23 protein-coding genes and 1 pseudogene are annotated in these 24,357 nt (G+C 67.5%); 12 read left to right on the top strand and 12 right to left on the bottom strand.

Annotated features, from left to right (window positions below; genetic code table 11):
* Window positions 1–771 precede the first annotated feature (771 nt).
* The gene (locus tag ACAM49_RS28015) at window positions 772–2,199 is read left to right on the top strand and encodes a sugar porter family MFS transporter (protein WP_369638542.1); all 1,428 of its coding nucleotides are present in this window, start codon (window positions 772–774) and stop codon (window positions 2,197–2,199) included.
* Between the two features lie 3 nt (window positions 2,200–2,202).
* Here the strand turns inward: ACAM49_RS28015 and tuf are convergent, their stop codons facing one another.
* Both tuf and ACAM49_RS28005 read right to left on the bottom strand, forming a co-directional pair.
* Complete coding sequence (gene tuf, locus ACAM49_RS28010; protein ID WP_369638541.1) at window positions 2,203–3,399, bottom strand: elongation factor Tu; 1,197 nt, start codon at window positions 3,397–3,399, stop codon at window positions 2,203–2,205.
* Window positions 3,400–3,593: 194 nt separating this feature from the next.
* Window positions 3,594–4,136: a hypothetical protein gene (locus ACAM49_RS28005; RefSeq protein WP_369638540.1), complete on the bottom strand. Its 543-nt coding sequence runs from the start codon at window positions 4,134–4,136 to the stop codon at window positions 3,594–3,596.
* A gap of 103 nt (window positions 4,137–4,239) precedes the next feature.
* Here ACAM49_RS28005 and ACAM49_RS28000 point away from each other — a divergent pair, with 103 nt between their 5' ends.
* Window positions 4,240–5,745 (top strand): leucyl aminopeptidase, encoded by a 1,506-nt coding sequence (locus ACAM49_RS28000; protein WP_369638539.1) that lies wholly within the window; start codon window positions 4,240–4,242, stop codon window positions 5,743–5,745.
* A 64-nt stretch (window positions 5,746–5,809) separates the two neighbouring features.
* On the opposite strand, the gene ACAM49_RS27995 is transcribed toward ACAM49_RS28000, so the two are convergent.
* On the bottom strand, window positions 5,810–6,142 hold the full coding sequence (locus ACAM49_RS27995) for an oxidoreductase (RefSeq protein WP_369638538.1): 333 nt from the start codon (window positions 6,140–6,142) through the stop codon (window positions 5,810–5,812).
* A gap of 432 nt (window positions 6,143–6,574) precedes the next feature.
* Between ACAM49_RS27995 and sucB the strand changes: the two are divergent.
* The 6 genes and pseudogenes from sucB to ACAM49_RS27965 all read left to right on the top strand — a co-directional run.
* Window positions 6,575–7,951 (top strand): annotated as a pseudogene (sucB, locus tag ACAM49_RS27990) (2-oxoglutarate dehydrogenase, E2 component, dihydrolipoamide succinyltransferase); the annotation flags it as partial.
* Between the two features lie 3 nt (window positions 7,952–7,954).
* A complete protein-coding gene (locus ACAM49_RS27985; RefSeq protein WP_369638537.1) occupies window positions 7,955–8,854 on the top strand; it encodes a TIGR01777 family oxidoreductase in 900 nt (299 codons plus the stop codon).
* A gap of 66 nt (window positions 8,855–8,920) precedes the next feature.
* Window positions 8,921–9,460: an N-acetyltransferase family protein gene (locus tag ACAM49_RS27980; protein ID WP_369638536.1), complete on the top strand. Its 540-nt coding sequence runs from the start codon at window positions 8,921–8,923 to the stop codon at window positions 9,458–9,460.
* Window positions 9,457–10,275 (top strand): lipoyl(octanoyl) transferase LipB, encoded by an 819-nt coding sequence (lipB, locus tag ACAM49_RS27975; RefSeq protein ID WP_369638535.1) that lies wholly within the window; start codon window positions 9,457–9,459, stop codon window positions 10,273–10,275. The genes ACAM49_RS27980 and lipB overlap by 4 nt, the downstream gene beginning before the upstream one ends.
* A 22-nt stretch (window positions 10,276–10,297) precedes the next feature.
* Window positions 10,298–11,344, top strand: coding sequence for a lipoyl synthase (gene lipA, locus ACAM49_RS27970; RefSeq protein ID WP_040806680.1), 1,047 nt, complete (start codon window positions 10,298–10,300; stop codon window positions 11,342–11,344).
* Window positions 11,345–11,584: 240 nt separating this feature from the next.
* Complete coding sequence (locus ACAM49_RS27965; protein WP_369638534.1) at window positions 11,585–13,780, top strand: elongation factor G-like protein EF-G2; 2,196 nt, start codon at window positions 11,585–11,587, stop codon at window positions 13,778–13,780.
* Window positions 13,781–13,786: 6 nt separating this feature from the next.
* Here ACAM49_RS27965 and ACAM49_RS27960 read toward each other — a convergent pair whose 3' ends face one another.
* On the bottom strand, window positions 13,787–14,125 hold the full coding sequence (locus ACAM49_RS27960; protein WP_369638533.1) for an excalibur calcium-binding domain-containing protein: 339 nt from the start codon (window positions 14,123–14,125) through the stop codon (window positions 13,787–13,789).
* A gap of 42 nt (window positions 14,126–14,167) precedes the next feature.
* Window positions 14,168–14,947, bottom strand: coding sequence for an HNH endonuclease family protein (locus ACAM49_RS27955; protein WP_369638532.1), 780 nt, complete (start codon window positions 14,945–14,947; stop codon window positions 14,168–14,170).
* Window positions 14,948–15,123: 176 nt separating this feature from the next.
* On the opposite strand from ACAM49_RS27955, the gene ACAM49_RS27950 reads away from it, so the two are divergent.
* Window positions 15,124–15,867, top strand: coding sequence for a DUF4191 domain-containing protein (locus tag ACAM49_RS27950; protein WP_369638531.1), 744 nt, complete (start codon window positions 15,124–15,126; stop codon window positions 15,865–15,867).
* A 128-nt stretch (window positions 15,868–15,995) separates the two neighbouring features.
* On the opposite strand, the gene ACAM49_RS27945 is transcribed toward ACAM49_RS27950, so the two are convergent.
* The 5 genes from ACAM49_RS27945 to ACAM49_RS27925 form a co-directional block, all read right to left on the bottom strand.
* Window positions 15,996–16,289, bottom strand: coding sequence for a DUF6510 family protein (locus tag ACAM49_RS27945; RefSeq protein WP_369638530.1), 294 nt, complete (start codon window positions 16,287–16,289; stop codon window positions 15,996–15,998).
* A 3-nt stretch (window positions 16,290–16,292) separates the two neighbouring features.
* Entirely contained in the window at window positions 16,293–17,078 is a 786-nt protein-coding gene (locus ACAM49_RS27940) for a ferredoxin reductase (RefSeq protein WP_369638529.1), read from the bottom strand.
* Window positions 17,078–17,677 (bottom strand): sulfite oxidase-like oxidoreductase, encoded by a 600-nt coding sequence (locus ACAM49_RS27935; RefSeq protein ID WP_369638528.1) that lies wholly within the window; start codon window positions 17,675–17,677, stop codon window positions 17,078–17,080. The genes ACAM49_RS27940 and ACAM49_RS27935 overlap by 1 nt, the downstream gene beginning before the upstream one ends.
* Window positions 17,678–17,729: 52 nt before the next feature.
* Complete coding sequence (locus tag ACAM49_RS27930) at window positions 17,730–18,644, bottom strand: alpha/beta hydrolase (protein WP_369638527.1); 915 nt, start codon at window positions 18,642–18,644, stop codon at window positions 17,730–17,732.
* A 250-nt stretch (window positions 18,645–18,894) separates the two neighbouring features.
* The gene (locus ACAM49_RS27925) at window positions 18,895–19,425 is read right to left on the bottom strand and encodes an RDD family protein (protein ID WP_369638526.1); all 531 of its coding nucleotides are present in this window, start codon (window positions 19,423–19,425) and stop codon (window positions 18,895–18,897) included.
* A 450-nt stretch (window positions 19,426–19,875) separates the two neighbouring features.
* On the opposite strand from ACAM49_RS27925, the gene glnA reads away from it, so the two are divergent.
* Complete coding sequence (gene glnA / locus ACAM49_RS27920; protein ID WP_369638525.1) at window positions 19,876–21,312, top strand: type I glutamate--ammonia ligase; 1,437 nt, start codon at window positions 19,876–19,878, stop codon at window positions 21,310–21,312.
* 90 nt (window positions 21,313–21,402) lie between these two features.
* Entirely contained in the window at window positions 21,403–21,843 is a 441-nt protein-coding gene (locus ACAM49_RS27915; RefSeq protein ID WP_369638524.1) for an SRPBCC family protein, read from the top strand.
* Window positions 21,844–21,856: 13 nt separating this feature from the next.
* Here ACAM49_RS27915 and ACAM49_RS27910 read toward each other — a convergent pair whose 3' ends face one another.
* Window positions 21,857–22,321: a DUF4352 domain-containing protein gene (locus ACAM49_RS27910; protein ID WP_369638523.1), complete on the bottom strand. Its 465-nt coding sequence runs from the start codon at window positions 22,319–22,321 to the stop codon at window positions 21,857–21,859.
* Window positions 22,322–22,475: 154 nt separating this feature from the next.
* Between ACAM49_RS27910 and ACAM49_RS27905 the strand changes: the two genes are divergently transcribed.
* Entirely contained in the window at window positions 22,476–23,501 is a 1,026-nt protein-coding gene (locus ACAM49_RS27905; protein ID WP_369638522.1) for a hypothetical protein, read from the top strand.
* A 57-nt stretch (window positions 23,502–23,558) separates the two neighbouring features.
* On the opposite strand, the gene ACAM49_RS27900 is transcribed toward ACAM49_RS27905, so the two are convergent.
* Window positions 23,559–24,185: a carbohydrate-binding protein gene (locus ACAM49_RS27900; protein WP_369638521.1), complete on the bottom strand. Its 627-nt coding sequence runs from the start codon at window positions 24,183–24,185 to the stop codon at window positions 23,559–23,561.
* Between the last annotated feature and the right edge of the window lie 172 nt (window positions 24,186–24,357).

Raw genomic sequence — 24,357 nt, 5'->3', positions numbered from 1 at the left:
CACGCCGCCAGCGTTCGTCCTGAGCCAGGATCAAACTCTCCGTTGAAGACTCTCAATCACATCCTTACGGATGAAATCGGAAGAATTAACCAGAGTCCGAAAACCTTGGCAGATTAAACGCCAGCTCGGAAATTAAGCTGACTAGATTGTCCAACCACCCCCACGGGGGTGAGAATGATTGGAACCAAATAAAATATTTGGCACTGACATTCATCGACACACTATTGAGTTCTCAAAGAACACACGCACACACCAACGCCCGGGCTCTAGTCCCGCTTGTCGGTGAGGCTGAATGTTTCTTGCTGGTGAAGCTTAGCTCAGTCCTCGCAGCAGAACCAAATCCGCTGGTCGGCGAAACTAATCTCGATCATCAGGCGCTCCTCGTCCAACCTCGTTTCCCAGGCCCTTGGGGCTCCGGGTCGGTGTCCGTGTCGCTCTGACCTGGAATAAGTTACGGGGTGCGGTGAACCAAAGTCAAATCGCCTCTCTACCTGCACCTTTGCGCGCATCTCTACGAATACTCCGCGACGGACCGGCTATACCGAGGAGACAGAGATGCCCGAGATCCTGCGAACGGTGTCGCGCGCCGCCGAAGCCGCGCGGCAGGGCGACCTCGAGACCGCGTGCCGCCTGTTCGTCATCGCGGAACGCCTCGCCTTAGAAGAGCTAGCGCACGACCGGCGTTGCCTGCCCGTTGACAAGCATCCCAACGGCAACAATTGTCGAAATGCGGGTCGACACGGGAATACGGGGCACGACGAAGGAGTCTGCGTGAATTCAACAGTGGGAGCGCGAACGCCCGGCGACCGGAAGGAAGGCGCAGACAGTCTCGTCTACGTCGTCTTCATTACCGCCGCTGCCGCCATGGGCGGCTTCCTCTTCGGCTACGACAGTTCGGTCATCAACGGCGCGGTCGAGGCCATCCGCGACAGGTACGACATCGGATCGGCGACCCTGGCGCAGGTCGTGGCCATCGCCCTCATCGGCTGTGCGGTCGGCGCGGCCATCGCCGGGCGCATCGCGGACCGGATCGGCCGCATCTGGGTCATGCGGATCGCGGCCACGCTGTTCACCTGCAGCGCCATCGGATCCGCGCTGCCGTTCGCGCTGTGGGATCTGGCCATGTGGCGCGTGATCGGCGGCGTCGGCATCGGCATGGCCTCGGTGATCGGGCCCGCCTACATCGCAGAGGTGTCGCCGCCCGCCTATCGCGGACGGCTCGCCTCCTTCCAGCAGGCGGCGATCGTGATCGGCATCGCCACCTCACAGCTGGTGAACTTCGCGATCCTCAAGATGGCGGGCAATGAACAGCGCGGGCACATCGGCGGACTCGAGGCCTGGCAGTGGATGCTCGGCGTGATGGTCATACCGGCTGCCCTGTACGGGCTGTTCTCCTTCACCATTCCGGAGTCGCCGCGCTACCTCATCTCGGTCGGGAAGATCGAGAAGGCGAAGGAAGTACTCAAAGAGGTCGAAGGCGACCGCGGCGAACTCGACGCCCGCATCATCGAGATCCAGCAGGCGATGCACAGCGAGACCCGCTCCACCTTCAAGGACCTCCTCGGCGGCAAGCTCGGCTTCCTGCCGGTCGTCTGGATCGGCATCGGCCTGTCGGTGTTCCAGCAGCTGGTCGGCATCAATGTCGTCTTCTACTACTCGGCGACGCTGTGGCAGTCGGTCGGCATCGACCCGTCGAGCTCGTTCTTCTACTCCTTCACCACCTCGATCATCAATATCGTCGGCACCGTCATCGCCATCACCCTGGTCGACCGGATCGGCCGGAAACCGTTGGCGCTCATCGGATCCGCGGGCATGGCCATCTCGCTGGCCCTGGAGGCGTGGGCGTTCTCCGCCAAGACCGGCTCCGGCAGCGACGTGTCCCTCCCCCACGCCCAAGGCATCGTGGCGCTGGTCTCCGCGCACTGCTTCGTGCTGTTCTTCGCCATGTCGTGGGGTGTGGTCGTGTGGGTGCTGCTCGGCGAGATGTTCCCCAACCGGATCCGCGCCGCCGCCCTCGGTGTGGCCGCGTCCGCGCAGTGGATCGCCAACTGGGTGATCACCGCCAGCTTCCCCAGCCTCTCGGACTGGAACCTGTCGGGCACCTACGTCATCTACACCGCCTTCGCCCTGCTCTCGATCCCGTTCGTGCTCAAGTGGGTGCCCGAGACCAAGGGCAAGGCGCTGGAGGAGATGGGCTGAGTCCTATTTCAGGATCTTGGTGATCTGGCCCGCGCCGACGGTTCGGCCGCCCTCGCGGATCGCGAATTTGAGGCCGACCTCCATGGCGATGGGCTGGATCAGCACCACTTCCATCGAGACGTTGTCACCGGGGAGGACCATCTCGGTCTCCTTCGGGAGGGTGACCACCCCGGTGACATCGGTTGTGCGGAAGTAGAACTGGGGGCGGTAGTTGTTGAAGAACGGGGTGTGACGGCCGCCCTCCTCCTTGGACAGGATGTAGGCCTGGCCCTCGAACTGGGTGTGCGGGGTGACCGAGCCGGGCTTGATGACGCATTGGCCGCGTTCGACGTCCTCGCGACGGATGCCGCGCAGCAGCAGGCCGACGTTCTCCCCCGCTTGCCCCTCGTCCAGGAGCTTGCGGAACATCTCGATGCCGGTGACGGTCGTCTTGGTCGTCTTCGGCCGGATGCCGACGATCTCAACCTCGGCGTTCACCTTCAGCACGCCGCGTTCGATGCGCCCGGTGACCACCGTCCCGCGGCCGGTGATGGTGAAGACGTCCTCGATCGGCATGAGGAACGGCTTCTCCACCTCGCGAGTCGGGGTGTCGATCCAGTCGTCCACGGCGGCCAGCAGTTCGGTGATGGTCTCCCCCCACTCGCCGTCCGGATGCTCCAGCGCCTGGTACGCCGACACCCGCACGATCGGGGTGTTGTCGCCGTCGAACTCGTACTCGTTGAGCAGATCGCTCACCTCGAGCTCGACCAGCTCCAGGATCTCCTCGTCCTCCACCATGTCGCACTTGTTCAGCGCCACAACCATTTTCGGCACGCCGACCTGTCGTGCCAGGATCACGTGCTCCTTGGTCTGCGGCATCGGCCCGTCGGTGGCGGCGACCACCAGGATCGCGCCGTCCATCTGGGCCGCACCGGTGATCATGTTCTTGATGTAGTCCGCGTGCCCGGGACAGTCGACGTGCGCGTAATGCCGGTTCTCCGTTTGGTATTCGACGTGCGCGATGGAGATGGTGATGCCGCGCTGCCGCTCCTCCGGGGCCTTGTCGATGGCCTCGAACGGGGTGAAGGGGTTCAACTCGGGATGTTTGTTGTGCAGCACGCGGGTGATCGCCGCGGTCAGAGTGGTTTTGCCGTGGTCGATGTGGCCGATGGTGCCCACGTTGACATGCGGCTTCGTCCGCTGGAACTTCGCCTTCGCCACTGGAATCCTCCTGTGCGCCTGCGCATCGAGGCGGGCACCGGGGACAAGGACACCGCGAAGTCATGCCCGACGGCGGTGTCGCAATCCAGGGTATTTCCGTTCGAGCCGGGAAAGGTCGAGAACCGGATGAACCGGGCGTCGAGGACCGTTGACGCGAAACGGGCTCGGGCCGCGCGCCACTCCGCGATCCCGAGTCAGTTCGCGCCGGGTTCACCCGCGGGCGGCACCGGGGTATAGGGCTCGGCCGAATCGCCCTGATCCTGCGGGATGCACACCCACTCGCCGGTCGAGGTCAGACCCCACTGGGCGACGATGCCGTCATGGGAGCAGTCGTCGCCCACCCGGTGCGGGTCGCGCCCCTGCTCCTGGGGTTCGCACACCCATTGGCCGTTGCGTTGATTCCATTGGGCGACAAGGCCGTCGTGTGAGCAGTCGTCGCCGATCTTGCGGGCGGGCTGGGCGGCGGTCGAGGTCGGCGGGACGACGAACTTGGGTGACGCGGTGATCGGCGGAACCGGGTTGCCGGGGTTCGTGGTGGACGCCCGGGATGTGGTGGAAGCCGGGGCCGTGGCCGAGGTGGTCGTGGTGTCGGAGCCGTTGTCGGAGCGGTTCACCAGTACGCCGATCGCGAAGGCGATGGCGAGGGCCGCCACGGCGACCGCGGCGATGGCGATGATTCGCGCCTGCTTGGCGCCGCTGGCCGACGAATTGTCGTTTTCGGTGCCCGGTGACCCCATTGTCACTGCCTTTCGTACCAGATGGTCCGGAAAAGCTCTGCCGAGCTCAACCTACTCGCGCCCGACCGGACGCGGTCGGACGGGCGCAGTAATGTCGGCTGTTATGACAGCTGTTGCAGATCGTTCGCTCGGACCGGAACTGGCGCGCACCGAGGGCATCGGGGACGCCGATGTGCTCGTGGTCGGGCTCACCTCGGCGGAGGACGGGCCGGTGCTCGCGCCCGCCGACGCCTTCGACGACGTGCTCGACGCGGACACCAGGGACGCGTTGCTGAGCGCGCTGCGGGCGGTCGGGGCCAAGGGCAAGGGCGAGGAGATCACGCGGGTGCCGACGCCGGCCGGGCTGGGCGTGGACTTCGTGCTGGCGGTCGGGCTGGGCGCGGCCGACAAGGTCGATGCCGAGCAGGTGCGCAAGTCGGCCGGTGCGGCCGGGCGGGCGCTGACCGGGGTCGCGACCGCGGTCACCACGCTGTCCGGGCTGGATCTGGGTGCGGCGGCCGAGGGGTTCTACCTGGGCGCGTACCAGTTCACCGCGTTCAAGTCGGCCAAGTCCGCGCCGAAGGCCGAGGACCAGCCGGTCAAGCGGGTCGAATTCCTGGTTCCCGAACCGGGATTCGGTGAAGAGGAGCTGTTCCGGGCGCAGGCGATCGCCGAAGCCGTCGCCACCGCACGGGATTTCGTGAACACCCCGCCCAGCGACCTGTACCCCGGCGAATTCGCCAACCGCGCGGCCGAATTGGCCAAGGCCGCGGGCCTGCAGGTGGAGATCCTCGACGAGAAGGAGCTCGAAACCCAGGGCTACGGCGGCATTCTCGGCGTCGGCAAGGGTTCCTCGCGGCCGCCGCGGCTGATCCGCATCACCTACGCGGGCGGCGACCCGAAGGTGGCGCTGATCGGCAAGGGCATCACCTTCGACACCGGCGGCATCTCGATCAAGCCCGCGGCGGGCATGGAGAACATGACCTCCGATATGGGCGGCGCGGCGGCGGTCATCGCCACCACCCTGCTCGCGGCGCGACTGAGCCTGCCGCTCACCGTCATCGCCACCGTGCCGATGGCCGAGAACATGCCGTCGGCCACCGCGCAGCGGCCCGGTGACGTGCTCACCCAGTACGGCGGCACCACCGTCGAGGTCATCAATACCGACGCCGAGGGCCGTCTCATCCTCGCCGACGCCATCGTGCGCGCCGGTCAGGACGAGCCCGACTACCTCATCGACGTGGCCACCCTCACCGGTGCGCAGATGGTGGCGCTGGGCACCCGCACCCCGGGCGTCATGGGCACCGACGCGTTCCGCGACCGGGTCGCCCGCATCTCCCAGGAGATCGGCGAAAACGCCTGGGCCATGCCGCTTCCCGCCGAACTCCGCGCCGACATCAACTCCAAGATCGCCGACCTTGCGAATGTCGCGCCCCACCGCTGGGGCGGCATGCTGTCGGCGGGCCTGTTCCTGAAGGAGTTCGTCCCCGAGTCGGTCCAGTGGGCCCACCTCGACGTCGCGGGCCCGGCCTACAACACCGGCGGCCCGTTCGGCTACATCGGCAAGGGCGGCACCGGCGTCCCGGTCCGCACCCTCATCTCCACCCTCGAGGACATCGCCGCCGAATAGACGGCCGCAAGACAACGCCCGCCTCCGCTCGATGCGGGGGCGGGCGTCCTGCGTCGGAGGGTGGTCAGTAGCCCTGGGCTCGGCGGGTGAGGATGCGCTGGCGGGCGTCGTGGTCACGCATGCGCTGGGGATAGCCGACTCGGCGGGCGTCATAGACGGGGATGTTCAGTGTCGAGGAGAGGCGGTGGGCTCCGCGTTCGCCGACCACTCGGCGGGTCCATTCGCCGTCATGTGCCACCAGGACGACCGAGACATCCGACACCGTGGTGCGCGGTTCGACGAAAGCCTCGACGCCGTAATGGCTTCGCGTCCACGCGACCAGGTGCGCCATGTATTCGGGATCCACGTCACCGCCGCGGGCGCCGCCGCTGCGGCCGAACAAATCCAGCAAACCCATTCCGGCAACCTCCTCTCCGGCCAGGCAGAACACCACCGGATACCTCGATATTGCCACTCCCGACCCCCTCCGCAACGGCCCGAGCCAACTCCTAAGCACCCCCACAGAAACCATTCAGCCCCACCTCAGCCCACCCGGAGCAGGCGCCGGGCGATCAAACGTGATACGTGTCATGGCATCCCATGAATCCATGCTCACGCCAGCGTCGTTCACCGCTCACGCGGGGGATCGCGACACGGAGAGGTCGGCGCAACCGCCGCCCTGTGACACGCCGCACCGCGACGAGTGCAAGGATGGGTGATTGGAACAAGAACCAACACGGATCTCCGGTGCCACAGATACTTCGGTGGCCGTCGGGACGACACCGCGACCCGCGGTGCCACGCCCGCTGAGAGACGAACTGTTTAACCCGACGAGCAGTCAGAGGAGTCAACGGACATGACCTTCTCCGTCCAGATGCCGGCTCTTGGTGAGAGCGTCACCGAGGGCACTGTGACCAGGTGGCTGAAGAAGGAAGGAGACACGGTCGAGGTCGACGAGCCGCTGCTCGAGGTCTCCACCGACAAGGTCGACACCGAGATCCCGTCGCCGGTCGCCGGCACGCTGCTGGAGATCTCCGCGAACGAGGACGACGTGGTCGCCGTCGGCGGTCAGCTGGGTGTCATCGGCAGCGGTTCGCCCGCCGCCGCGCCCGCTCCGGCTCCCGCGCCTGCGCCCGCCGCTCCGGCTCCCGCGCCGGCTCCGGCCCCGGCCGCCGCGGCTCCCGCGCCTGCACCGGCTCCCGCGCCTGCCCCCGCTCCGGCTCCGGCCCCGAAGCCCGCCGTGATCCCGGCCGCGGCCACCCCGGCCGACGAGCCGTCCTCCAACGGCGGCCCGTACGTGACCCCGCTGGTGCGAAAGCTGGCCGCGGAGAACAACGTTGACCTCGCGACCGTCACCGGTTCCGGTGTCGGCGGCCGCATCCGCAAGCAGGATGTGCTCGCCGCCGCGGAGGCCAAGAAGGCTCCGGCCCCGGCCGCCGCTGCGCCTGCCGCGGCCGCTGCTCCGGCCGCCCCGGCCGCCGCCGCGCCGAGCCCGTCGCTGTCGCACCTGCCCGGCACGGTCCAGAAGGCCAGCCGCATCCGGCAGATCACCGCGACCAAGACCCGGGAGTCGCTGCAGACCACCGCGCAGCTCACCCAGGTGCACGAGGTCGACATGACCAAGATCGCCGCCCTGCGCAACCGCGCCAAGGCCGCGTTCAAGCAGCGCGAGGGTGTGAACATCACGTTCCTGCCGTTCTACGCCAAGGCCGTCATCGAGGCGCTGGCCGTGCACCCGAACGTGAACGCCTCTTACAACGAGGAGACCAAGGAGATCACCTACCACTCGGTGGTCAATCTGGGCATCGCGGTCGACACCGACAAGGGTTTGCTCTCGCCGGTCATCCACAACGCCAACGACCTGTCGCTGGCCGGGCTGGCGCGCGCCATCTTCGATATCGCCAACCGGGCGCGCACCGGCGGCCTGAAGCCGGACGAGCTCTCCGGCGGCACCTTCACCATCACCAATATCGGTTCGAACGGCGCGCTGTTCGACACCCCGATCCTGGTGACGCCGCAGTCCGCCATGCTGGGCACCGGCGCGATCGTGAAGCGCCCCATGGTGATCAGCGATGACGGCAACGAGTTCATCGGCATCCGTTCGATGGCCTACCTGCCGCTCACCTACGATCACCGCCTCATCGACGGTGCTGACGCCGGTCGCTTCGTGACCACGATCAAGCACCGCCTGGAAGAGGCGGCGTTCGAGGGCGACCTCGGCCTGTAGTCGATGAAGGTCGTGGTCGCCGGGTCATCCGGACTGATCGGGACGGCGCTCGTCGCGGCCCTGCGCCGCGACGGGCACCAGGTCACCCGCCTGGTGCGCCGTCCCGTCCACGCCCGCGACGAATTCACCTGGGATCCGGTGCGATCCCATCTGGACGAGCGCGCGCTGCGCGGTGCCGACGCAGTGGTGAATCTGTGCGGCGCGAGCATCGGGCGGCGGCGCTGGAACGGCAGCTACAAGCAGGAGCTGCGTGACAGCCGGATCGTCCCCACCGACGTGCTGGCCGCCGCGGTCGCCGCCGAGGGGGTGCCGACGCTGATCAATGCCAGCGGCGTGCACTACTACGGCGGCGACGGCGGGGACCGCGTCGTCACCGAGAGTTCGCCTGCCGGTACGGGTTTCCTGGCCGGGCTGTGCGCCGACTGGGAGGCCGCCACCGAGCAGGCCTCGGACGCGGGCGTGCGCACGGTGCTGTTGCGGTCGGCCGTCGTGCTGGCGCGGCGGGGCGGGATGCTCGGAATGCTGTATCCGCTCTACTATCTCGGCCTCGGCGGGCGGTTGGGCAGCGGGCGGCAGTACGTGCCGTGGATCTCGCTGGACGACGAGGTCGGCGCGATCAGCTACGCGCTCACGCACGAAAACCTTTCCGGCCCGGTCAATATGGTCGGTCCGGCGCCGGTCACCAATGCCGAGTTCACACGCGCGCTGGGGCGGGTCATGCATCGGCCGACGCCCCTGATGGTGCCCGCGTTCGCGCTGCGGCTGGCCATCGGCGAATTCGCCGACGAGGCAATCCTGCACGGCCCCAGGGCGATTCCCGCGGCGTTGGAAGAGGCCGGGTACCAGTTCCAGCATCCGACGATCGGGGCGGCGTTGAACGCCACGCTCGGACACTCGGATTAGGTACCGCCCGCGCGGCACATGTCACATCGGGCGCGGCGCGCGTCACAGCGGCCCCGTCGATACCGTATGGAAGTGACCAATCAACCGTCCGAGCTGCTGGTCCGGGATGCGCGCGAGAGCGATCTACCGGAGATCCTGGTGATCCACAACAACGCCATCGCCGAGACCACCGCCATCTGGGATACCGAACCCGCCGACCTGGACGAGCGCAAGGCCTGGTTCTCGGGCCGGACCGGGGCCGGGCATCCGGTGCTGGTGGCCGAGATCGACGGCAAGGTGGCGGGCTACGCGAGTTACGGCCAGTTCCGGCCGAAGTCCGGGTACCGCTTCTCGGTCGAGAATTCGGTCTACGTGTCAGATATATTCCAACGCCGCGGGGTCGCCACCGCGCTCATGACCGAGCTGCTGGCGCGGGCCGAGCAGTCCGATGTGCACGCCATGATCGCGGCGATCGAAACGAGTAACCGCACGTCGATCGCACTACACGAGAAATTCGGCTTCACAAACGTGGGCCAGCTGCCGGAAGTCGGGCTCAAATTCGGGCGCTGGCTGGACCTGACACTCATGCAACGCGTCTTCGACGGAGGGGTAACGTCACAATCGTGAGTGAGAGCAGTACGGCCACCGCACCGTTACCCCGTGCGGTATCCGCCCGCTTCGACGACACACCCCTCGTCGTCGAGAATCTGGGCCTCATCGATTACCGGCAAGCCTGGGATCTGCAGCGTCGAATCGCCGAGGAACGCGCCGAGGGCATCGGGCAAGACCGCCTGCTCCTGCTGGAACACCCCTTCGTCTACACCGCGGGCCGCCGCACCGAGCCGCAGGATCTGCCCATGGACGGCAGCCCGGTCATCGAGGTCGATCGCGGCGGGAAGATCACCTGGCACGGACCCGGGCAATTGGTCGGCTATCCGATCGTCCGGCTGGCCGAACCCGTCGACGTGGTGGCCTACGTGCGCCGGCTCGAGGAAGCGCTGATCGCGGTCTGCGCGCGGCTCGGTCTGGAAGCCGGACGCGTGGAAGGCCGTTCGGGCGTGTGGGTGCCCGCGTCGGAGTTCCTGCCCGAGCGCAAGGTCGCGGCCATCGGCGTGCGCGTCCAGCGCGGGGTCACCCTGCACGGCGTCTCGCTGAACTGCGATTCCAGCCTCGACGGTTTCAACGCCATCGTGCCGTGCGGGATTCGCGATGCCGGGGTCACCACCCTGAGCCGCGAACTCGGTCGCGACGTGACCGTCGACGAGGTGCGGCCGCTGGTCGCCGATGCCGTCGCCCGCGCGCTGGACGGCGATCTGAAGGTGACCGACCACACCATCTCCCGCTGCGCGAAGGTCTCGGCCGAATGCCCCGAGCCGCTTCCCGCATCGACAACCGATCAGCTCCCGGTGGTGCCCGCAGCCGTGCCCGCCGAGGCCGTTTGATCACGAGCGTAGGGTGAACAAAGTGACCTCCGTCGATACCCCGGCAAACAATTCGGCCGCACCCAATGGCCGCAAGCTGCTCCGCATCGAGGCGCGTAACGCCGAGACCCCGATCGAGCGCAAGCCCTCCTGGATCCGCACCCGCGCGACCATGGGCCCCGAGTACACCGAACTCAAGGGCCTGGTGAAACGCGAAGGGCTGCACACGGTCTGCGAGGAAGCCGGGTGTCCCAACATCTTCGAATGCTGGGAGGACCGCGAGGCCACCTTCCTGATCGGCGGCGAGCAGTGCACCCGGCGCTGCGACTTCTGCCAGATCGACACCGGCAAGCCCGCCGCCCTGGACCGCGACGAGCCGCGGCGCGTGGCCGAGAGCGTGCAGGCCATGGGGCTGCGCTACTCGACCATCACCGGCGTCGCGCGTGACGATCTCGAGGACGGCGGCGCGTGGCTGTACGCGGAAACCGTCCGCGCCATCAAGGCGCTCAACCCGAACACCGGTGTCGAGCTGCTGATCCCCGACTTCAACGCGGTGCCCGAGCAGCTGGCCGAGGTGTTCTCGTCGCGGCCCGAGGTGCTGGCGCACAATCTGGAGACGGTGCCGCGCGTGTTCAAGCGCATCCGGCCCGCGTTCCGGTACGAGCGGTCGCTGGCGGTCATCACCGCCGCCCGCGAGGCCGGTCTGGTCACCAAGTCGAATCTCATCCTGGGCATGGGCGAGACCCCGGAGGAGATCACCGAGGCGCTGCGCGACCTGCACGAGGCGGGCTGCGACATCATCACCATCACCCAGTACCTGCGGCCGTCGCCGCGGCACCACCCGGTCGACCGGTGGGTGAAGCCGGAGGAGTTCGTGGAGCACTCCAAGGCCGCCGAGGAGATGGGCTTCGCCGGTGTCATGGCGGGGCCGCTGGTGCGCTCGTCGTACCGGGCGGGTCGCCTCTACGCCCAGGCCATGCGGCACCACGGGCGTGAGATCTCCCCGGAGATGCTGCACCTGGCCCAGGAAGGCTCGGCCGCCCAGGAGGCCAACAGCGTGCTGGCTCGCTTCGGTTCCACAGGGGCATAAGCGAATTCGACCGCCGAATGCGGTAGACGAGACCGACAGACAATGGCCCGGACAAAATGTCCGGGCCATTGTCGTATGCGAAGACCAGCGGGTTCTTGTCAGCACGACTTGCAGGCCATCGCCACAGGTGAACGGCGGGTATCGGCGTGCCATGCGCATCGGTTCGGTCGATTCGTGGACGGCCGCACGGCGCTGGTGGGAAGCTCGAAGGACCGCATCAGTCGGCCCCGGGAGCGAGCCATGGTCGAGCGAACAACGGCGTCGCAAGGCGTCAACGGCAGGGTAGTCGTGGCCGAAAGGCCGGACGAGATACGCAATGTGGTGTTGGTGGGGCACAGCGGGTCGGGCAAGACCACGCTGGTGGAGGCCCTCGCCGTGGCCGCCGGGGCGGTACCCCGGGCCGGGCGGGTGGAGGACGGCACCTGCGTCTCCGACTACGACGACATCGAGCAGCGACAACACCGGTCGGTGCAACTGTCGGTGGTGCCGATGGGATGGGACCACGTCAAGGTCAATCTCCTCGACACCCCCGGATACGCCGATTTCGTCGGGGAACTCAGGGCCGGTCTGCGAGCAGCGGACGCGGCCCTTTTCGTACTCTCGGCCGCCGCGGGCGTGGAGGGCGTGAGCGGGGCGACCCTCGCCTTGTGGGAGGAATGCGCGAGCGTCGGCATGCCGCGCGCCATCGTGCTCACCCATTTGGATACGGCGCGCGCCGATTTCGAGGACATGAACGACACCTGCCGCGAGATTCTCGGTGGCGGACGGTCGGAAAGCATGCTGCCGCTGCATCTTCCGGTCTACGGGCCCAAGGCCGCCGACGGACATCGGCCGGTGACAGGGTTGATCGAGCTGCTCACCCAGCACGTGTACGACTACGAGACCGGGGAGCGCGTGGAAACGCCCGCCTCCGAGGAGCAGCGGGAGCAGATGGAGGAGGCGCGCAACCGGCTCATCGAGGGCATCATCGCCGAGAGCGAGGACGAGACGCTGATGGATCGGTATATCAGCGGTGAGGAGATCGACCTCACCACGCTGGTCGCCGATCTCGAAAAGGCCGTGGCGCGTGGCAGTTTCCATCCGGTGCTGATCGCCGCACCGCCGCCGGAAGGGGCGCGGCAGGGGTTGGGGACGGTCGAGATTCTCGATCTGATCACGCGCGGATTCCCCACGCCCGCTGAGCATCCCGTCTCCGCGACAGGGTCGGGTGGGAAGTCGTCCGCGCTGGCCTGCGATCCCGATGCACCGCTGGCCGCCGAGGTCATCCGCACCGCCTCCGACCCCTATGTGGGCCGGATGTCGCTGGTGCGCTTGTTCTCCGGCACGCTGCATGCCGACGACACCGTCCATGTGTGCGGGCACGGTGTCGGCGATACCGGCGATCACGATGCCGACGAACGCGTCGGCGGCGTCTCCGCGCCGTTCGGCAAGCAGCAGCGGCCGCTCCCCCAGGCCATTGCCGGGGACATCGTCTGCGTGACCAAGCTGTCGCGTGCCGAGACCGGGGATACCTTGTCCGCCAAGGACTGTCCGCTCATCATCGAGCCCTGGTCGATGCCGGATCCGCTGCTGCCGGTGGCCATCAAGGCGCACAGCAAGGCCGATGAGGACAAGCTCTCGCAGGGGCTGTCGCGGCTGGTCGCCGAGGATCCGACGGTGCGGCTGGAACAGAATCCCGACACCCATCAGCTGGTGCTGTGGTGTCTCGGCGAGGCGCATCGGGAGGTGGCGCTGGAACGACTGCGGTCCCGGTTCGGTGTGCAGGTCGACGTGATCGACCACCGGGTCGCGCTGCGCGAGACCTTCGCGACCACGGCGTCCGCCAAGGGGCGGCATGTGAAGCAGTCCGGCGGGCACGGGCAGTACGCCATCTGCGAGATCGAGGTCGCGCCCCTGCCGGAGGGCTCCGGAATCGAGTTCGTGGACAAGGTGGTGGGCGGAGTCGTTCCGCGCCAGTTCATTCCGTCGGTCGAGAAGGGCGTGCGCGCCCAGGCCCTCCGCGGTGTGGTGGCCGGATATCCCCTGGTGGACGTGCGCGTGACGCTCTTCGACGGCAAGGCGCACTCGGTCGACTCCTCCGATGCGGCCTTCCAGATGGCCGGCGCACTCGCACTGCGCGAGGCGGCCGGACTGGCGCGCATCAACCTGCTCGAGCCGATATCCGAAGTGCGCGTGGTGGTTTCCGACGACTACGTCGGCCCCGTCCTGGGCGATCTGTCCAGCCGGCGCGGCCGGGTCCTCGGCACCGAACCGGTGGGCCTGGGCCGCACCGTGATTCGCGCCGAGGTGCCCGAACTCGAGCTCAGCCGCTACGCCGTCGACCTGCGCTCACTCGCGCACGGCGCGGCCACCTTCACCCGAACCTATGTCCGGCACGAGGCCATGCCCGGCCAGCTGGCCGACTCGATGCGGGAGAAGGCCAAGAGCGCCAACTGATCTCGGCTACTCGCAGGCCACGCCGTCGTTATCGCGGTCCAGGGCCGGGCGGTAGCCGGGCTCACCCTTCTTGATGGGAGCCGCGCCGGCCTTGCGGGCCTCGGCGCAGTTCGCGTAGTAGACGTCGTCGGCGGCGGGGACGACCAGGCCCGCGCCCTCGAGCAGGTCGCGCGCGGCGGTCGCGGCGGGGACGGCCGGGATCGGCGCCGGAGCCGGATCGATCTGGATGTCGGCCGGAACGCCCGGGGCGGTGTGGAAATCCGCGTTCGCGGGGCCGGCGGTGACCGCGAGCAGGGTCGCGGCGATGGTTGCGGTCAGGCCGAGGGTGGCCAGGGCCTTCTTCATACTTCTCACTCCAATTTCATTCTGGGACATTGCCTGTGCGGGTCAGCGCGGGCAGCCGTCGAGGACGCGGATCATGGCGTCCTTCTCGGCCTGCGTGACCCACAGGCGATACGCGGCCTTCACCGCGATCTGCTTCGCCACGTAGGTGCAGCGGAAGGATTTGTTGGACGGCAGCCAGGACGCGGCATCGCTCGCGCCCTTCTGCTGATTCGCCGCGCCGTCCACGGCCAGCAGGTTGCGCGGGTCGTTGGCCAGGTTGGCGCGTTCGCGCGGGGAGAGTTGCTGCGCGCCGGTCTGCCAGGCGTCGGACAGGGCGACCACGTGATCGATCTGGACCGCGTTCGAGGTGTTCTTGCCGCGCACGAATTCGATGGTCTTGCCGGTGTACGGATCCGTGAGCGTGCCCGACAGCACCACGCAGTCACCGGTGCCGGGCTTGAAGACCGGGTCGGTGAGGTCTCGGCCCAGGATGTCGTTGCGGGTGTCGCAGCCGTTGTGGCCGCCCGCGACATCCACATCGTCGGTCCAGTTGTCGCCGAACTCGTTTCGCGCGTATCCGGTCTTCGGGGCGCGGCCCTGCACCGGGAGCGTGTCCAGCACGGCGCGGGCGTCGGCCGGAGACAAGGTGACGGCCTCGGCGAACAACAGCGCCGCCGAGCGCGGAAGTTCCGGCGCGGTGGTGGCCGATGCTTCGGTCGGCAGGGCGGCGGTGGTGTCGGCCAGGCTGTGCGAGGTGCAGCCCACCAGGGTGAGGGCGCTCACCAGGAGCGCGACCGCGAGCCGCGGGCGGAGACCGGTGGGCCTGTGGTCTGACGACCGCATGTCCTTCCGTGTTCCTTCCGCTTGCCTGGCACTGGTTATATCCAGCAGAACAGATCCAAGCGGGCTTACACAAACCGACTGACTGGTATCGATGGAAATTGAGATCCGAACCACCCGGTCGCCACGGCGGTGATCCCGTCGCGAACCGGCCGTACCCGGCCATTAAGCTGGACGGCATGGCAGCAGGCAAGGGCGGTAATCCGTCGAAGGAAGCGAAGGCCGCGGCGAAGGCGGCGCGCAAGCAGGCGTCGAAGGAGCGTCGCCAGCAGCTCTGGCAGGCGTTCCAGATGCAGCGCAAGGAAGACAAGCTCCTGCTGCCGCTGATGATCGGCGCCTTCGTCGGCGTGACCGTGGTGTTCCTGGTGATCGGCTTCATCTTCGGCATGCAGTGGTTCCTGCTGCCGATCGGCCTGATCCTGGGCGCGCTCGCCGCCTTCATCCTCTTCGGCCGCCGCGTCCAGAAGAACGTGTACGCCAAGGCCGAGGGTCAGGCCGGCGCGGCCGCCTGGGTGCTCGACAATCTCCAGGGCAAGTGGCGCGTCACCCCCGGCGTCGCCGCCACCACCCAGCTCGACGCGGTCCACCGCGTGGTCGGCCTGCCCGGCGTCATCCTGGTCGCCGAGGGCTCCCCGCAGCGCGTGAAGTCGCTGCTGGCGCAGGAGAAGAAGAAGGTCTCGCGCCTGGTCGGCGACACCCCGATCTACGACGTCGTGGTCGGCAACGGCAAGGACGAGGTCGCGATCAAGGATCTCCAGCGCTACCTCACCAAGCTCCCCCGCAATATCGACACCAAGCGCATGGACCTGATCGAGGGCCGTCTCTCGGCCCTCGCCACCCGCGGCGGCCCGGCTCTCCCCAAGGGTCCGCTCCCCTCCGGCGCGAAGATGCGCGGCGTTCAGCGCTCGATCCGCCGCCGCTGACACCCACCCGCTCCCCCGAGGCCCGCGTCCACCGACGCGGGCCTCGCCATTTCCGGCCGCTTTCGCTGAGTGGCACACCAGCGAGGGGATTTGCCCGAATCGACCGCACTGGTGTGCCACTCAGCGGCCTACTGCGGGGGTGGGAAGCGGAGGGTGGCGGTGATGGTGAGGTAGGTGCCGGACGGGGTGGTCGTCAGGCGGAGCATGACCGCGGAGCAGTGGGGGCAGCGGACTACCGTGCCGGGGCAGTTCAGGTAGACGAGGGCTCGGGCCAGGGGTTCGGTGGAACCGCAGGTGGCGCAGCGGCATTCGTGGAGGGTGGGGTCGCCGGGGAAGAGCTCCGAGAGGATGCCGGCGAGGGCGTTGCCGTCGACGTAGTGGTCGCCGGGGGTGGTGGTCGCGTAGGTGTACGGGGTTGTCATGGGTTACCTGCCCGTGGGTCCGAAACGCTCGGTGCGGATCATGGCGGGGGCGTGACCGGCGGAAACCAATGCGTCGGCGGCGAATTCGACGAAGGCGGTGGGGCCGCAGACGTAGCAGGTGACCGACGGTGACGGCGGGAGAGCCAGGCCGGCTATCTCATTGCGAGTGAGTCGGCCGGGTGGCCGGGGATCGTCGGCGGGGGCGGTGCGGGTGTAGGCGAGGAACAGTTCGATGTCCTCGTCGGATGCGCCTTCGCCCAGCAGGCAGACTCGGCCGGTCTGGTCATCGGCTGAGGTGAGGTGGGCGCGGCGGAGTTCGGCCAACTCGTCGGCGTAGAGGAGGTCTTCAGGGGTGCGGACGGAGTAGAGGAGGCGGAAGGGGCTGGGGTTGGCGGACTTTCGGCGGGCTCGGAGCATGGAGGCGAGGGGGACTATGCCGGAGCCGCCCGCGATGAGGACGGCCGCGCCGCCGGATTCGGGGGTCCAGACGAACCAGCCGCCGACGGGGCCGCGGACTTCGATGAACGCGCCGACGGGGAGGGCGTCGACGAGGTAGGTGGAGACTTCGCCGTCTTCGACTCGCTGGACGGTGATTTCGATGTGGTCGCCGTCGGCGGGTGCGGCGAGGGAGTAGCTGCGTTCGGCGTGGTAGCCGTCTGGCGCGGTGAGGCGGACGTCGAGGTGCTGGCCGGGGCGGTGGCCGGGCCAGCCGGGGACGCGGAGGATGAGGGTGCGGGCCGTGGCGGATTCGGCGCGGGTGGCGAGGAGTTCGGCGGGCTGCCAGCGCATCAGTCGTCCTGGTAGCGCTGTTCGCGCCAGGGGTCGCCGTAGCTGTGGTAGCCGGCGGCCTCCCAGAAGCCGGGTTCGTCGAGGTCGAGCAGCCGGATGCCCTTGACCCACTTGGCGGATTTCCATAGATACAGGTGCGGCACCAGCAGCCGCGCGGGCCCGCCGTGCTCGGGCGGCAGGTCGGCGCCGTCGTAGGTGTGCACGATCCAGGCGCGGCCGTCGGTGAGATCCTCGAGCGGCAGGTTGGTGGTGTAGCCGCCGTAGCTGGAGACCAGCGCGTATTCGGCTTGGGTTTCGACGTTTTCGAGCAGACTGTCCAGGGAGATGCCCTGCCAGTCGGTGTCGAGCTTGGACCAGCGGGTGACGCAATGCAGGTCGACGTGCGGGCGTTCCTGCGGCAGCGACATCAATTGCGGCCAGCTCCAAGCGTATTGGCGGCCAGTCTCATTGATGATGGTGAACTGCCAGCGGTCGAGGTCCACCCGCGGCGTCGGGCCCGCCGACAGCACCGGGAAGTCGTCGACCAGGTACTGGCCCGGCGGTAATCGGTCGCTCTGCGGACGTGGGCGTCCTTGGAACCCGGGCGAGAAGCCAGTCATCCGACCACTCCCTTCGCTGCGACGGCAGGAAAGCTGGTGGTCAGCCTACGCGTCAGCCGATGTGGCGGGAGAGGAAGCGCACGACATCCGGAGTGACGGTGCTCCAGTATTCGTCGGTGTGGCCGCCGGGCGTGATCAGCCCGACCTCCGGGTGTCCAACCGCGATGTAGCGGCGGCAGCCCTCGATGAACCGATCGCGATCGCCGCACCACAGGCCCACCGGGGCCGGGCCGAGCTTGTCGAGATTGCGCAGCGGATCCAGGGCGGCCCACTGGTCGGCATTGATGAAGACATTGCGCTTGGCCATCTCGGTCCACGAGGTGAGCAGGCCGGGCGACATGGTCGCGACCGCGTTCACCGGGCGGCCCTGTTCGAAGCGGCGGCGCGCGTAGACGAACGCGCCGAAACCGCCCATGGAGGTGCCGGTGACGGCGGCGGGCAGACCGTCGGGTCCGCCCAGGCGGCGCTGGGCCAGCCAGCCGGGAACCTCGTTGAGCAGCATGGACATCGGGTCGTCGCCGGTGCCGCGGTCGTGCCAGTAGTTGTCGCCGCCGTCGAGGGCGACGAAGCCGAAGGCCGGGGACAGCCGGGTGGCGACGCCGACGGCGAGCAGGTCGGCGATATTGCCGACGGCCGCGGTGCGGGCGCTGCCGTGCAGGCCGTGCAGCAGCAGGGAGACCGGGAGGTTCTCGGTGGGGACGCCCGGCGGCAGGATGGTGATCAGATCGACCTCGCGGCCGCGCGACTTCGAGAAGACGCGTTCGGTGCGGATGACGGGGTTGATGCCGGCGACGGTCTTGCCGAGATCCTCGCCCCGCCCGGTGCTCTTCACTCCGTCGGTCTCGGCCGCGGCGTTCACGCCCGCGCCCACCGCGGCGCCCGCGGCGGCAAGACCCAGTAGACCGGTAGTCGCGAACAGGGAACGACGGCTGAACCTCCGCGCCGCCGCTCTGTAGTTCTCGACCATGCAATCCTCCATCAGCACATAAATAGCTACCTGCCGTGGAACCGGTGGATCGGTACTTCGCGGCAAATCGCCGCCACCATACCGATCGAAAGCAAACTGCGGTGAACGTTTGGCAACGTCTCGCCACACACTTCACCAACAGCATCGCAGGTAACGGCGGGAATCCGCGCCAACTCGGCGCGGATCCTCATATTTACATCCCGCTGATGAGAATTCCGTTAGCTCGCGGCGGCCGGGGTCGAGCGGGCGCTCAGCGGCTGTAGACGAGCGCCGTGCCGGTGGCGCGGTCGTGCATGCCGCGGCCGTCGGAATCGGTGAAGAGCGCGGGGATGACGAACAGCACGATGAGCTGACGAGCCAGGGCCCGGATGAAACCGACCGGCGCGTCGGCGTCGACGCGACTCACGCGCAGCTTCAGGAAGTACTGCCCCGGCGTGAACCCGAACAGCGTGACCGTCGCGATCCCCAGCACGAACCAGACCAGCAGCGTCGGCGTGGACAGGGCCTGCGTGATGACCTCGAAGTGCGAGGGCGGCTGCTGCCCCTGGGGAATCGTCATCTTCGAGATGATCTTCTCGGCGTCGGGCCGCACGATGATCGCGGCCAGGCCCATCGAGATGAACCAATCCGCGAGGATGGCGAACACGCGCCGGGTGAAGGGTGCGAGCGCGCCGGGACCGGAGGCCGGCAGTCCGAGTTCCTTGCCCTGATAGTCACCGGCCGGGTTGTCTCCGGATTCGGCGTTCGGTCCGGACAGCCATGAGCCGGTGATGCGTGCCATGGGCTCAGCTTATGCGCCGCCCACGGGCCGGTTTCGCAGCCCTGCCGGTCGGGGTTCGAGGACGGAACCATATATGGGTGCGTCCTACCGTCACGCCCTGCGGCAACCGGTCGGGCAACCGCCCCGCATACCAGTTAGCTGGACGGATGCCCGGCGGTGAGGATTCTCACCACGACCGGCGGACTCGCGGTAAGGCCCCTAACTTTTCAGAGTCTTAACAGTCGCTTCCGGCAGCTCAATGGCAGGATGTCCCTGCTGGTCGAGCATTGCTCGGCGACCGCTGCGGCGTCTTCGCGAACCCGGGGGCACCGCCGAACCCCCGGCCAGCAGTGCGTGTAACACTGGCGAAACACAGCCTTGATTGCAGGGAAACACCGCGTCCATACCGTGTGGTCGCGACGAACCCATGCAGTCACCACTGGCTGGGAACCGATCCGTAAGGAGTACTAAGTGGCGTTCAGCACGGCCGACGAGGTCATCAAGTACATCAAGGAGGAGGAGGTCGAATACGTCGACGTTCGGTTCACCGACCTCCCCGGTGTGCAGCAGCACTTCTCGATCCCGGCGAAGGCGTTCACCGCTGATCTCGCCGAGGAGGGCCTCGCGTTCGACGGTTCGTCGGTGCGTGGCTTCCAGTCGATCGACGAGTCGGACATGCTGCTGCTCCCCGACTTCAGCACCGCGCGGGTCGACCCCTTCCGCGCCGCGAAGACGCTGAACCTGAACTTCTTCGTGCACGACCCGTTCACCCGCGAGGCCTACTCCCGCGACCCGCGCAACATCGCGCGCAAGGCGGAGGAGTACTTGAAGTCGACCGGTATCGCGGACACCGCGTACTTCGGCGCCGAGGCGGAGTTCTACATCTTCGACTCGATCCGCTACGACTCGGCCATGAACGGCGCCTTCTACGAGATCGATTCGATCTCGGGCTCCTGGAACACCGGTGCGGAGTACAACGCCGACGGCACCCCGAACCGCGGCTACAAGGTTCGCAACAAGGGTGGCTACTTCCCCGTCGCCCCGTACGACCACTACGTCGACCTGCGCGACAAGATCTCGACCAACCTGCAGAACGCGGGCTTCGAGCTGGAGCGCGGCCACCACGAGGTCGGCACCGCCGGTCAGGCCGAGATCAACTACCGCTTCAACACCCTGCTGGGCGCCGCTGACGACCTGCAGCTGTTCAAGTACATCGTGAAGAACACCGCGTGGCAGGAGGGTAAGACCGTTACCTTCATGCCGAAGCCGCTCTTCGGCGACAACGGCTCGGGCATGCACGCCCACCAGTCGCTGTGGAAGGACGGCAAGCCGCTGTTCCACGACGAGGCCGGCTACGCGGGCCTGTCGGATCTGGCGCGTCACTACATCGGCGGCATCCTGCACCACGCCCCGTCGCTGCTGGCGTTCACCAACCCGACCGTCAACTCGTACCACCGTCTGGTGCCGGGCTACGAGGCCCCCATCAACCTGGTGTACTCGCAGCGCAACCGCTCTGCCGCCGTGCGTATCCCGGTGACCGGTTCCAACCCGAAGGCCAAGCGCATCGAGTTCCGCGCGCCGGACTCCTCGGGCAACCCGTACCTGGCCTTCGCCGCCATGCTGATGGCCGGCATCGACGGCATCAAGAAGAAGATCGAGCCGCTGGCTCCGGTCGACAAGGACCTCTACGAGCTGCCGCCCGAGGAGGCCAAGAACATCCCGCAGGCCCCCACCTCGCTGGCGTCGGTCATCGACAAGCTGGAGCAGGATCACGACTACCTCACCGAGGGTGGCGTGTTCACCGAGGACCTGATCGAGACCTGGATCGACATCAAGCGCACCCAGGAGATCGCCCCGGTCAACCTGCGCCCGCACCCCTACGAGTTCGAGCTCTACTTCGACGTCTAAATCGAAGCAGCGCAAGCGCTCTCGGAGCCCCATCCGCCTCGGCGGGTGGGGCTCCGCCCGTTTCCGGGGCCGCTCGCCTACGATCACCCCATGGCCGTCGATGTTGTGACCAGCATTGATATCGCACGCCCCCGGGACCGGGTCGCCGAATTCGTCACGAACCCGGCGAATGCCACCGACTGGTACCGGAACATCGCCTCGGTGGACGTGCAGACCGACGGCCCGTTCGGCGTCGGTTCCCGAATGGCGTTCCAGGCCCGCTTCCTCGGCCAATCACTCGCCTACACCTACGAGGTGGTCGAGTTCGACCCCGGCCGCCGACTCGTCATGCGAACCGCCGACGGCCCGTTCCCGATGGAGACCGACTATTCGTTCGAGGACACGGCCGATGGCGGAACCAGGGTCACCCTCCGCAACCGCGGCGAGCCCGCCGGCTTCTCCCGCGTCGCCGCGATCCTGATGGAACCCGCGATGCGCTCGGCGAACCGCAAGGACCTGCGCCTACTGAAAGAAATCCTCGAAGCGCGGTGACAACTCAGCTGGTTCATACAGGCACTTTTGCGGGGGCGGCGAACAGGTCACTCATCTCGAGGATCGCGACGTAGGCCGGTTCGGCGTCGGCGGGGAGATCGAATGCCCAACGGACCGCAAGGGACTCACCGGGGTTCAGGGGCGACCACTCGTCCACTGTCGCGCTCGGAGGCATGCGGTGGGTAGCCTTCCCATCCTCGTCGAAACAGCGTCCTTGGGTGTCGCACAGTCGGTTCGAGCCGAAGAAACTCTGTCGTTTACCGCTGATGTTGGTGATCGTGAGCGTCACCACGGCGAAGGTTCCGTCGGCTCTGCGCCATCCGCGGTCGGAGACGACGAGTGGGCCGATGTACTTCACATCGATGACCGCGTATTCGAAGTTGTTGCCGTGCACCGGGGTTCCGGCCGTGGCGGTCGCGGGGGCGACGGTCGAGGCGATTGCTGCGAACAACGCGAAACTCGAGGCGAGCTTGATCATCGTTGGAGTGTGCTCTATTCGGGGCGAGCGGTAGTGCGTCGATTACGTCCAGTTGATGTCGCGATGATCGGGTCATGATGTTCAGTGCGCGGACCAGCGGGTTTGTGGAGAATTGGGGCAGCGGTAGCGAGCAGGCGAACGAGGTGCGGGTGCCATGTCCGACGACAGGAAGCAGTTGGTCGTGTCGGGCGGTGTGCCGCTGGTGATTCTGGCGGCGGGGTGGGTGATCTTCGTCGGGCCCGCGCGACCGACGGGTGAGTCGCTGGCCGCGGCGATCGTCACGTTCGCCGGTGCGGTACTCACGGCCGCGGTGGCGCTGGTCGGGCATATCTTCAAGCGGCAGACGGACAAACGGCTCGAGCGCGGGAGTCAGGAGAAGCGCGAGCGGCTGCGGCTGGATGCCGCGATGCGGGCCGGGGAGCTGCTCGCCGCGGAGGGTACCCAGACGACGCCGGCGGTGGTGGCATCCGGGCTGCTCGCGCTCACGAACCTCGGCCAGGAGCTGCTGGCGGTGACACTGCTGGTCGATCTGTGGAAGGAGCACAATTCGCAGGTGTCCTCGGAGACAGCGGTTCTCGTCATCGACAAGGCCTTGCGCAGCGACGAGCACACCGTGCAACTGGTGGGCGCCGAACTGTTGTGCCGCAATGCGGAAAGGCTCGACCCCTGTCAGTCGCTGCACTGGCCGAGCGCGCTCGAGGGGACATGGAATCCCCGTTTCAGCAGAAGGACCAAGCTGCTGATCGTAGAGGCGCTGGTCACGATGACACTGGCCGCGCCCGCCACCGAAGGCGCCATTCGCGCGGTCGCCGTCCGGTTGTACGCGTTCTGGGAAGCGGAGCAGGAGTGCGCGCGGACCCGCGGATGTATCGGGAAGCTGTTGAGCGCGTTGCAGACCCGCCTGGACCATCTCGGATACAACGATTTTCTGCAAGGCGATCGCGAGGTGCGGCTGACGCAACTCGACGCGGCCGCCGCGAGCGCCCATACCGGTCCCGATGGATTCCTGGACCAGCTCGCCGACAAGCTCGCCGACCGGCTGGCCGCATGGTCCGCGGACTGCGAAGGACTGCCCGCCTCCGCCGGAAGTCTCTCCACCGCCGAGTGTGGCATCCCTCACACACACCCCCAAAAGCCCTCGGCCCGGCGCAATCTCGAATCGAATTCCCGAGCCGGTTGATGGATCTCGGTCGAAGCCCCGGTCCTTACGACCGGGGCTTCGACCCGGTTCAGAGGGTTAGATCTTCTGCCAGAGAGCCGGGGTGTTCGGCGGGGTCCAGTCGGGGGCGTCGGCGGTGTGCGCCTGGATGCAGCGGTATTGGGATCCGTTGTAGGACACCACGTCACCGACGTTGTAGCGGAGGCCCTGCTGCCATGCAGCGGGGACCGGAGTGGTCGTGGTGGGCGGCGGGGTGGTTGTGGTGGACGGCGGAGTCGTCGTGGTGGTGGGCGGAGTGGTGCCGCCGCAGGCGGACGCGTCCAGCACGTCGACGGAGCTACGGGTGGTACCCCAGACCGAACCGTCCTTGAAGGTGACGTCGGCGGCGAACTCGTGGTGGCCGGCGACGGTCGGAATCCACTGGATGACCGGATCGATTCCGTTCACTACCACCACATTGCCGATCCGCGGCTGCTGCGGGGTCTGCTGCGCGAAGTCGATGAGCTCCACCCGAATCGCGTCGGCACCCAACCCGGCCGACGAGAACGACACCAGATAGGGGGTGTTCACACAGTGGGTGGTACCCGGAACCGTCGGGGGCGCGGGGACTTCCGCGACCGCCAGGCCCGCGGTGAGTACCGCGGCCCCGCTCAATGCCGTAAGCCAGCCGACCCCGAGCCCCACCCGAGCAAACCATGAATTCATCGCTTCGTACTCCTAGCCGTACCTCACACTGCCAGCGCAGTGCTTCGGCAAGCTAACAATAATCCTTCAGTGCCACAGGAACTTTCACACTAGTGTGACCCGGGTTACGTTTAGCCGTCGGCCGCGGCCCTCGGGAAACCCTGTGTCCCGGTGGGTGGGGTGGGAAGTTCGG

This window comes from Nocardia sp. JMUB6875 (assembly GCF_041154655.1).
Classification (GTDB): domain Bacteria; phylum Actinomycetota; class Actinomycetes; order Mycobacteriales; family Mycobacteriaceae; genus Nocardia.
Note: the sequence above shows the minus strand (reverse complement) of the source record. Positions and strands in the feature narration are given on the sequence as shown.

Coding starts and splice junctions, on each gene's coding strand:
- ACAM49_RS27985 (WP_369638537.1), top strand. CDS start 7,955: ATGAAGGTCGTGGTCGCCGGGTCATCCGGACTGATCGGGACGGCGCTC.
- ACAM49_RS27925 (WP_369638526.1), bottom strand. CDS start 19,425: ATGGCACGCATCACCGGCTCATGGCTGTCCGGACCGAACGCCGAATCC.
- ACAM49_RS27960 (WP_369638533.1), bottom strand. CDS start 14,125: ATGAAGAAGGCCCTGGCCACCCTCGGCCTGACCGCAACCATCGCCGCG.
- ACAM49_RS27945 (WP_369638530.1), bottom strand. CDS start 16,289: ATGACAACCCCGTACACCTACGCGACCACCACCCCCGGCGACCACTAC.
- ACAM49_RS27905 (WP_369638522.1), top strand. CDS start 22,476: ATGTCCGACGACAGGAAGCAGTTGGTCGTGTCGGGCGGTGTGCCGCTG.
- ACAM49_RS27935 (WP_369638528.1), bottom strand. CDS start 17,677: ATGACTGGCTTCTCGCCCGGGTTCCAAGGACGCCCACGTCCGCAGAGC.
- ACAM49_RS27900 (WP_369638521.1), bottom strand. CDS start 24,185: ATGAATTCATGGTTTGCTCGGGTGGGGCTCGGGGTCGGCTGGCTTACG.
- ACAM49_RS27930 (WP_369638527.1), bottom strand. CDS start 18,644: ATGGTCGAGAACTACAGAGCGGCGGCGCGGAGGTTCAGCCGTCGTTCC.
- ACAM49_RS27950 (WP_369638531.1), top strand. CDS start 15,124: ATGGCAGCAGGCAAGGGCGGTAATCCGTCGAAGGAAGCGAAGGCCGCG.
- ACAM49_RS27995 (WP_369638538.1), bottom strand. CDS start 6,142: ATGGGTTTGCTGGATTTGTTCGGCCGCAGCGGCGGCGCCCGCGGCGGT.
- ACAM49_RS27940 (WP_369638529.1), bottom strand. CDS start 17,078: ATGCGCTGGCAGCCCGCCGAACTCCTCGCCACCCGCGCCGAATCCGCC.
- ACAM49_RS27915 (WP_369638524.1), top strand. CDS start 21,403: ATGGCCGTCGATGTTGTGACCAGCATTGATATCGCACGCCCCCGGGAC.
- ACAM49_RS27980 (WP_369638536.1), top strand. CDS start 8,921: ATGGAAGTGACCAATCAACCGTCCGAGCTGCTGGTCCGGGATGCGCGC.
- ACAM49_RS27955 (WP_369638532.1), bottom strand. CDS start 14,947: ATGCGGTCGTCAGACCACAGGCCCACCGGTCTCCGCCCGCGGCTCGCG.
- ACAM49_RS28005 (WP_369638540.1), bottom strand. CDS start 4,136: ATGGGGTCACCGGGCACCGAAAACGACAATTCGTCGGCCAGCGGCGCC.
- ACAM49_RS28000 (WP_369638539.1), top strand. CDS start 4,240: ATGACAGCTGTTGCAGATCGTTCGCTCGGACCGGAACTGGCGCGCACC.
- ACAM49_RS27910 (WP_369638523.1), bottom strand. CDS start 22,321: ATGATCAAGCTCGCCTCGAGTTTCGCGTTGTTCGCAGCAATCGCCTCG.
- ACAM49_RS27965 (WP_369638534.1), top strand. CDS start 11,585: ATGGTCGAGCGAACAACGGCGTCGCAAGGCGTCAACGGCAGGGTAGTC.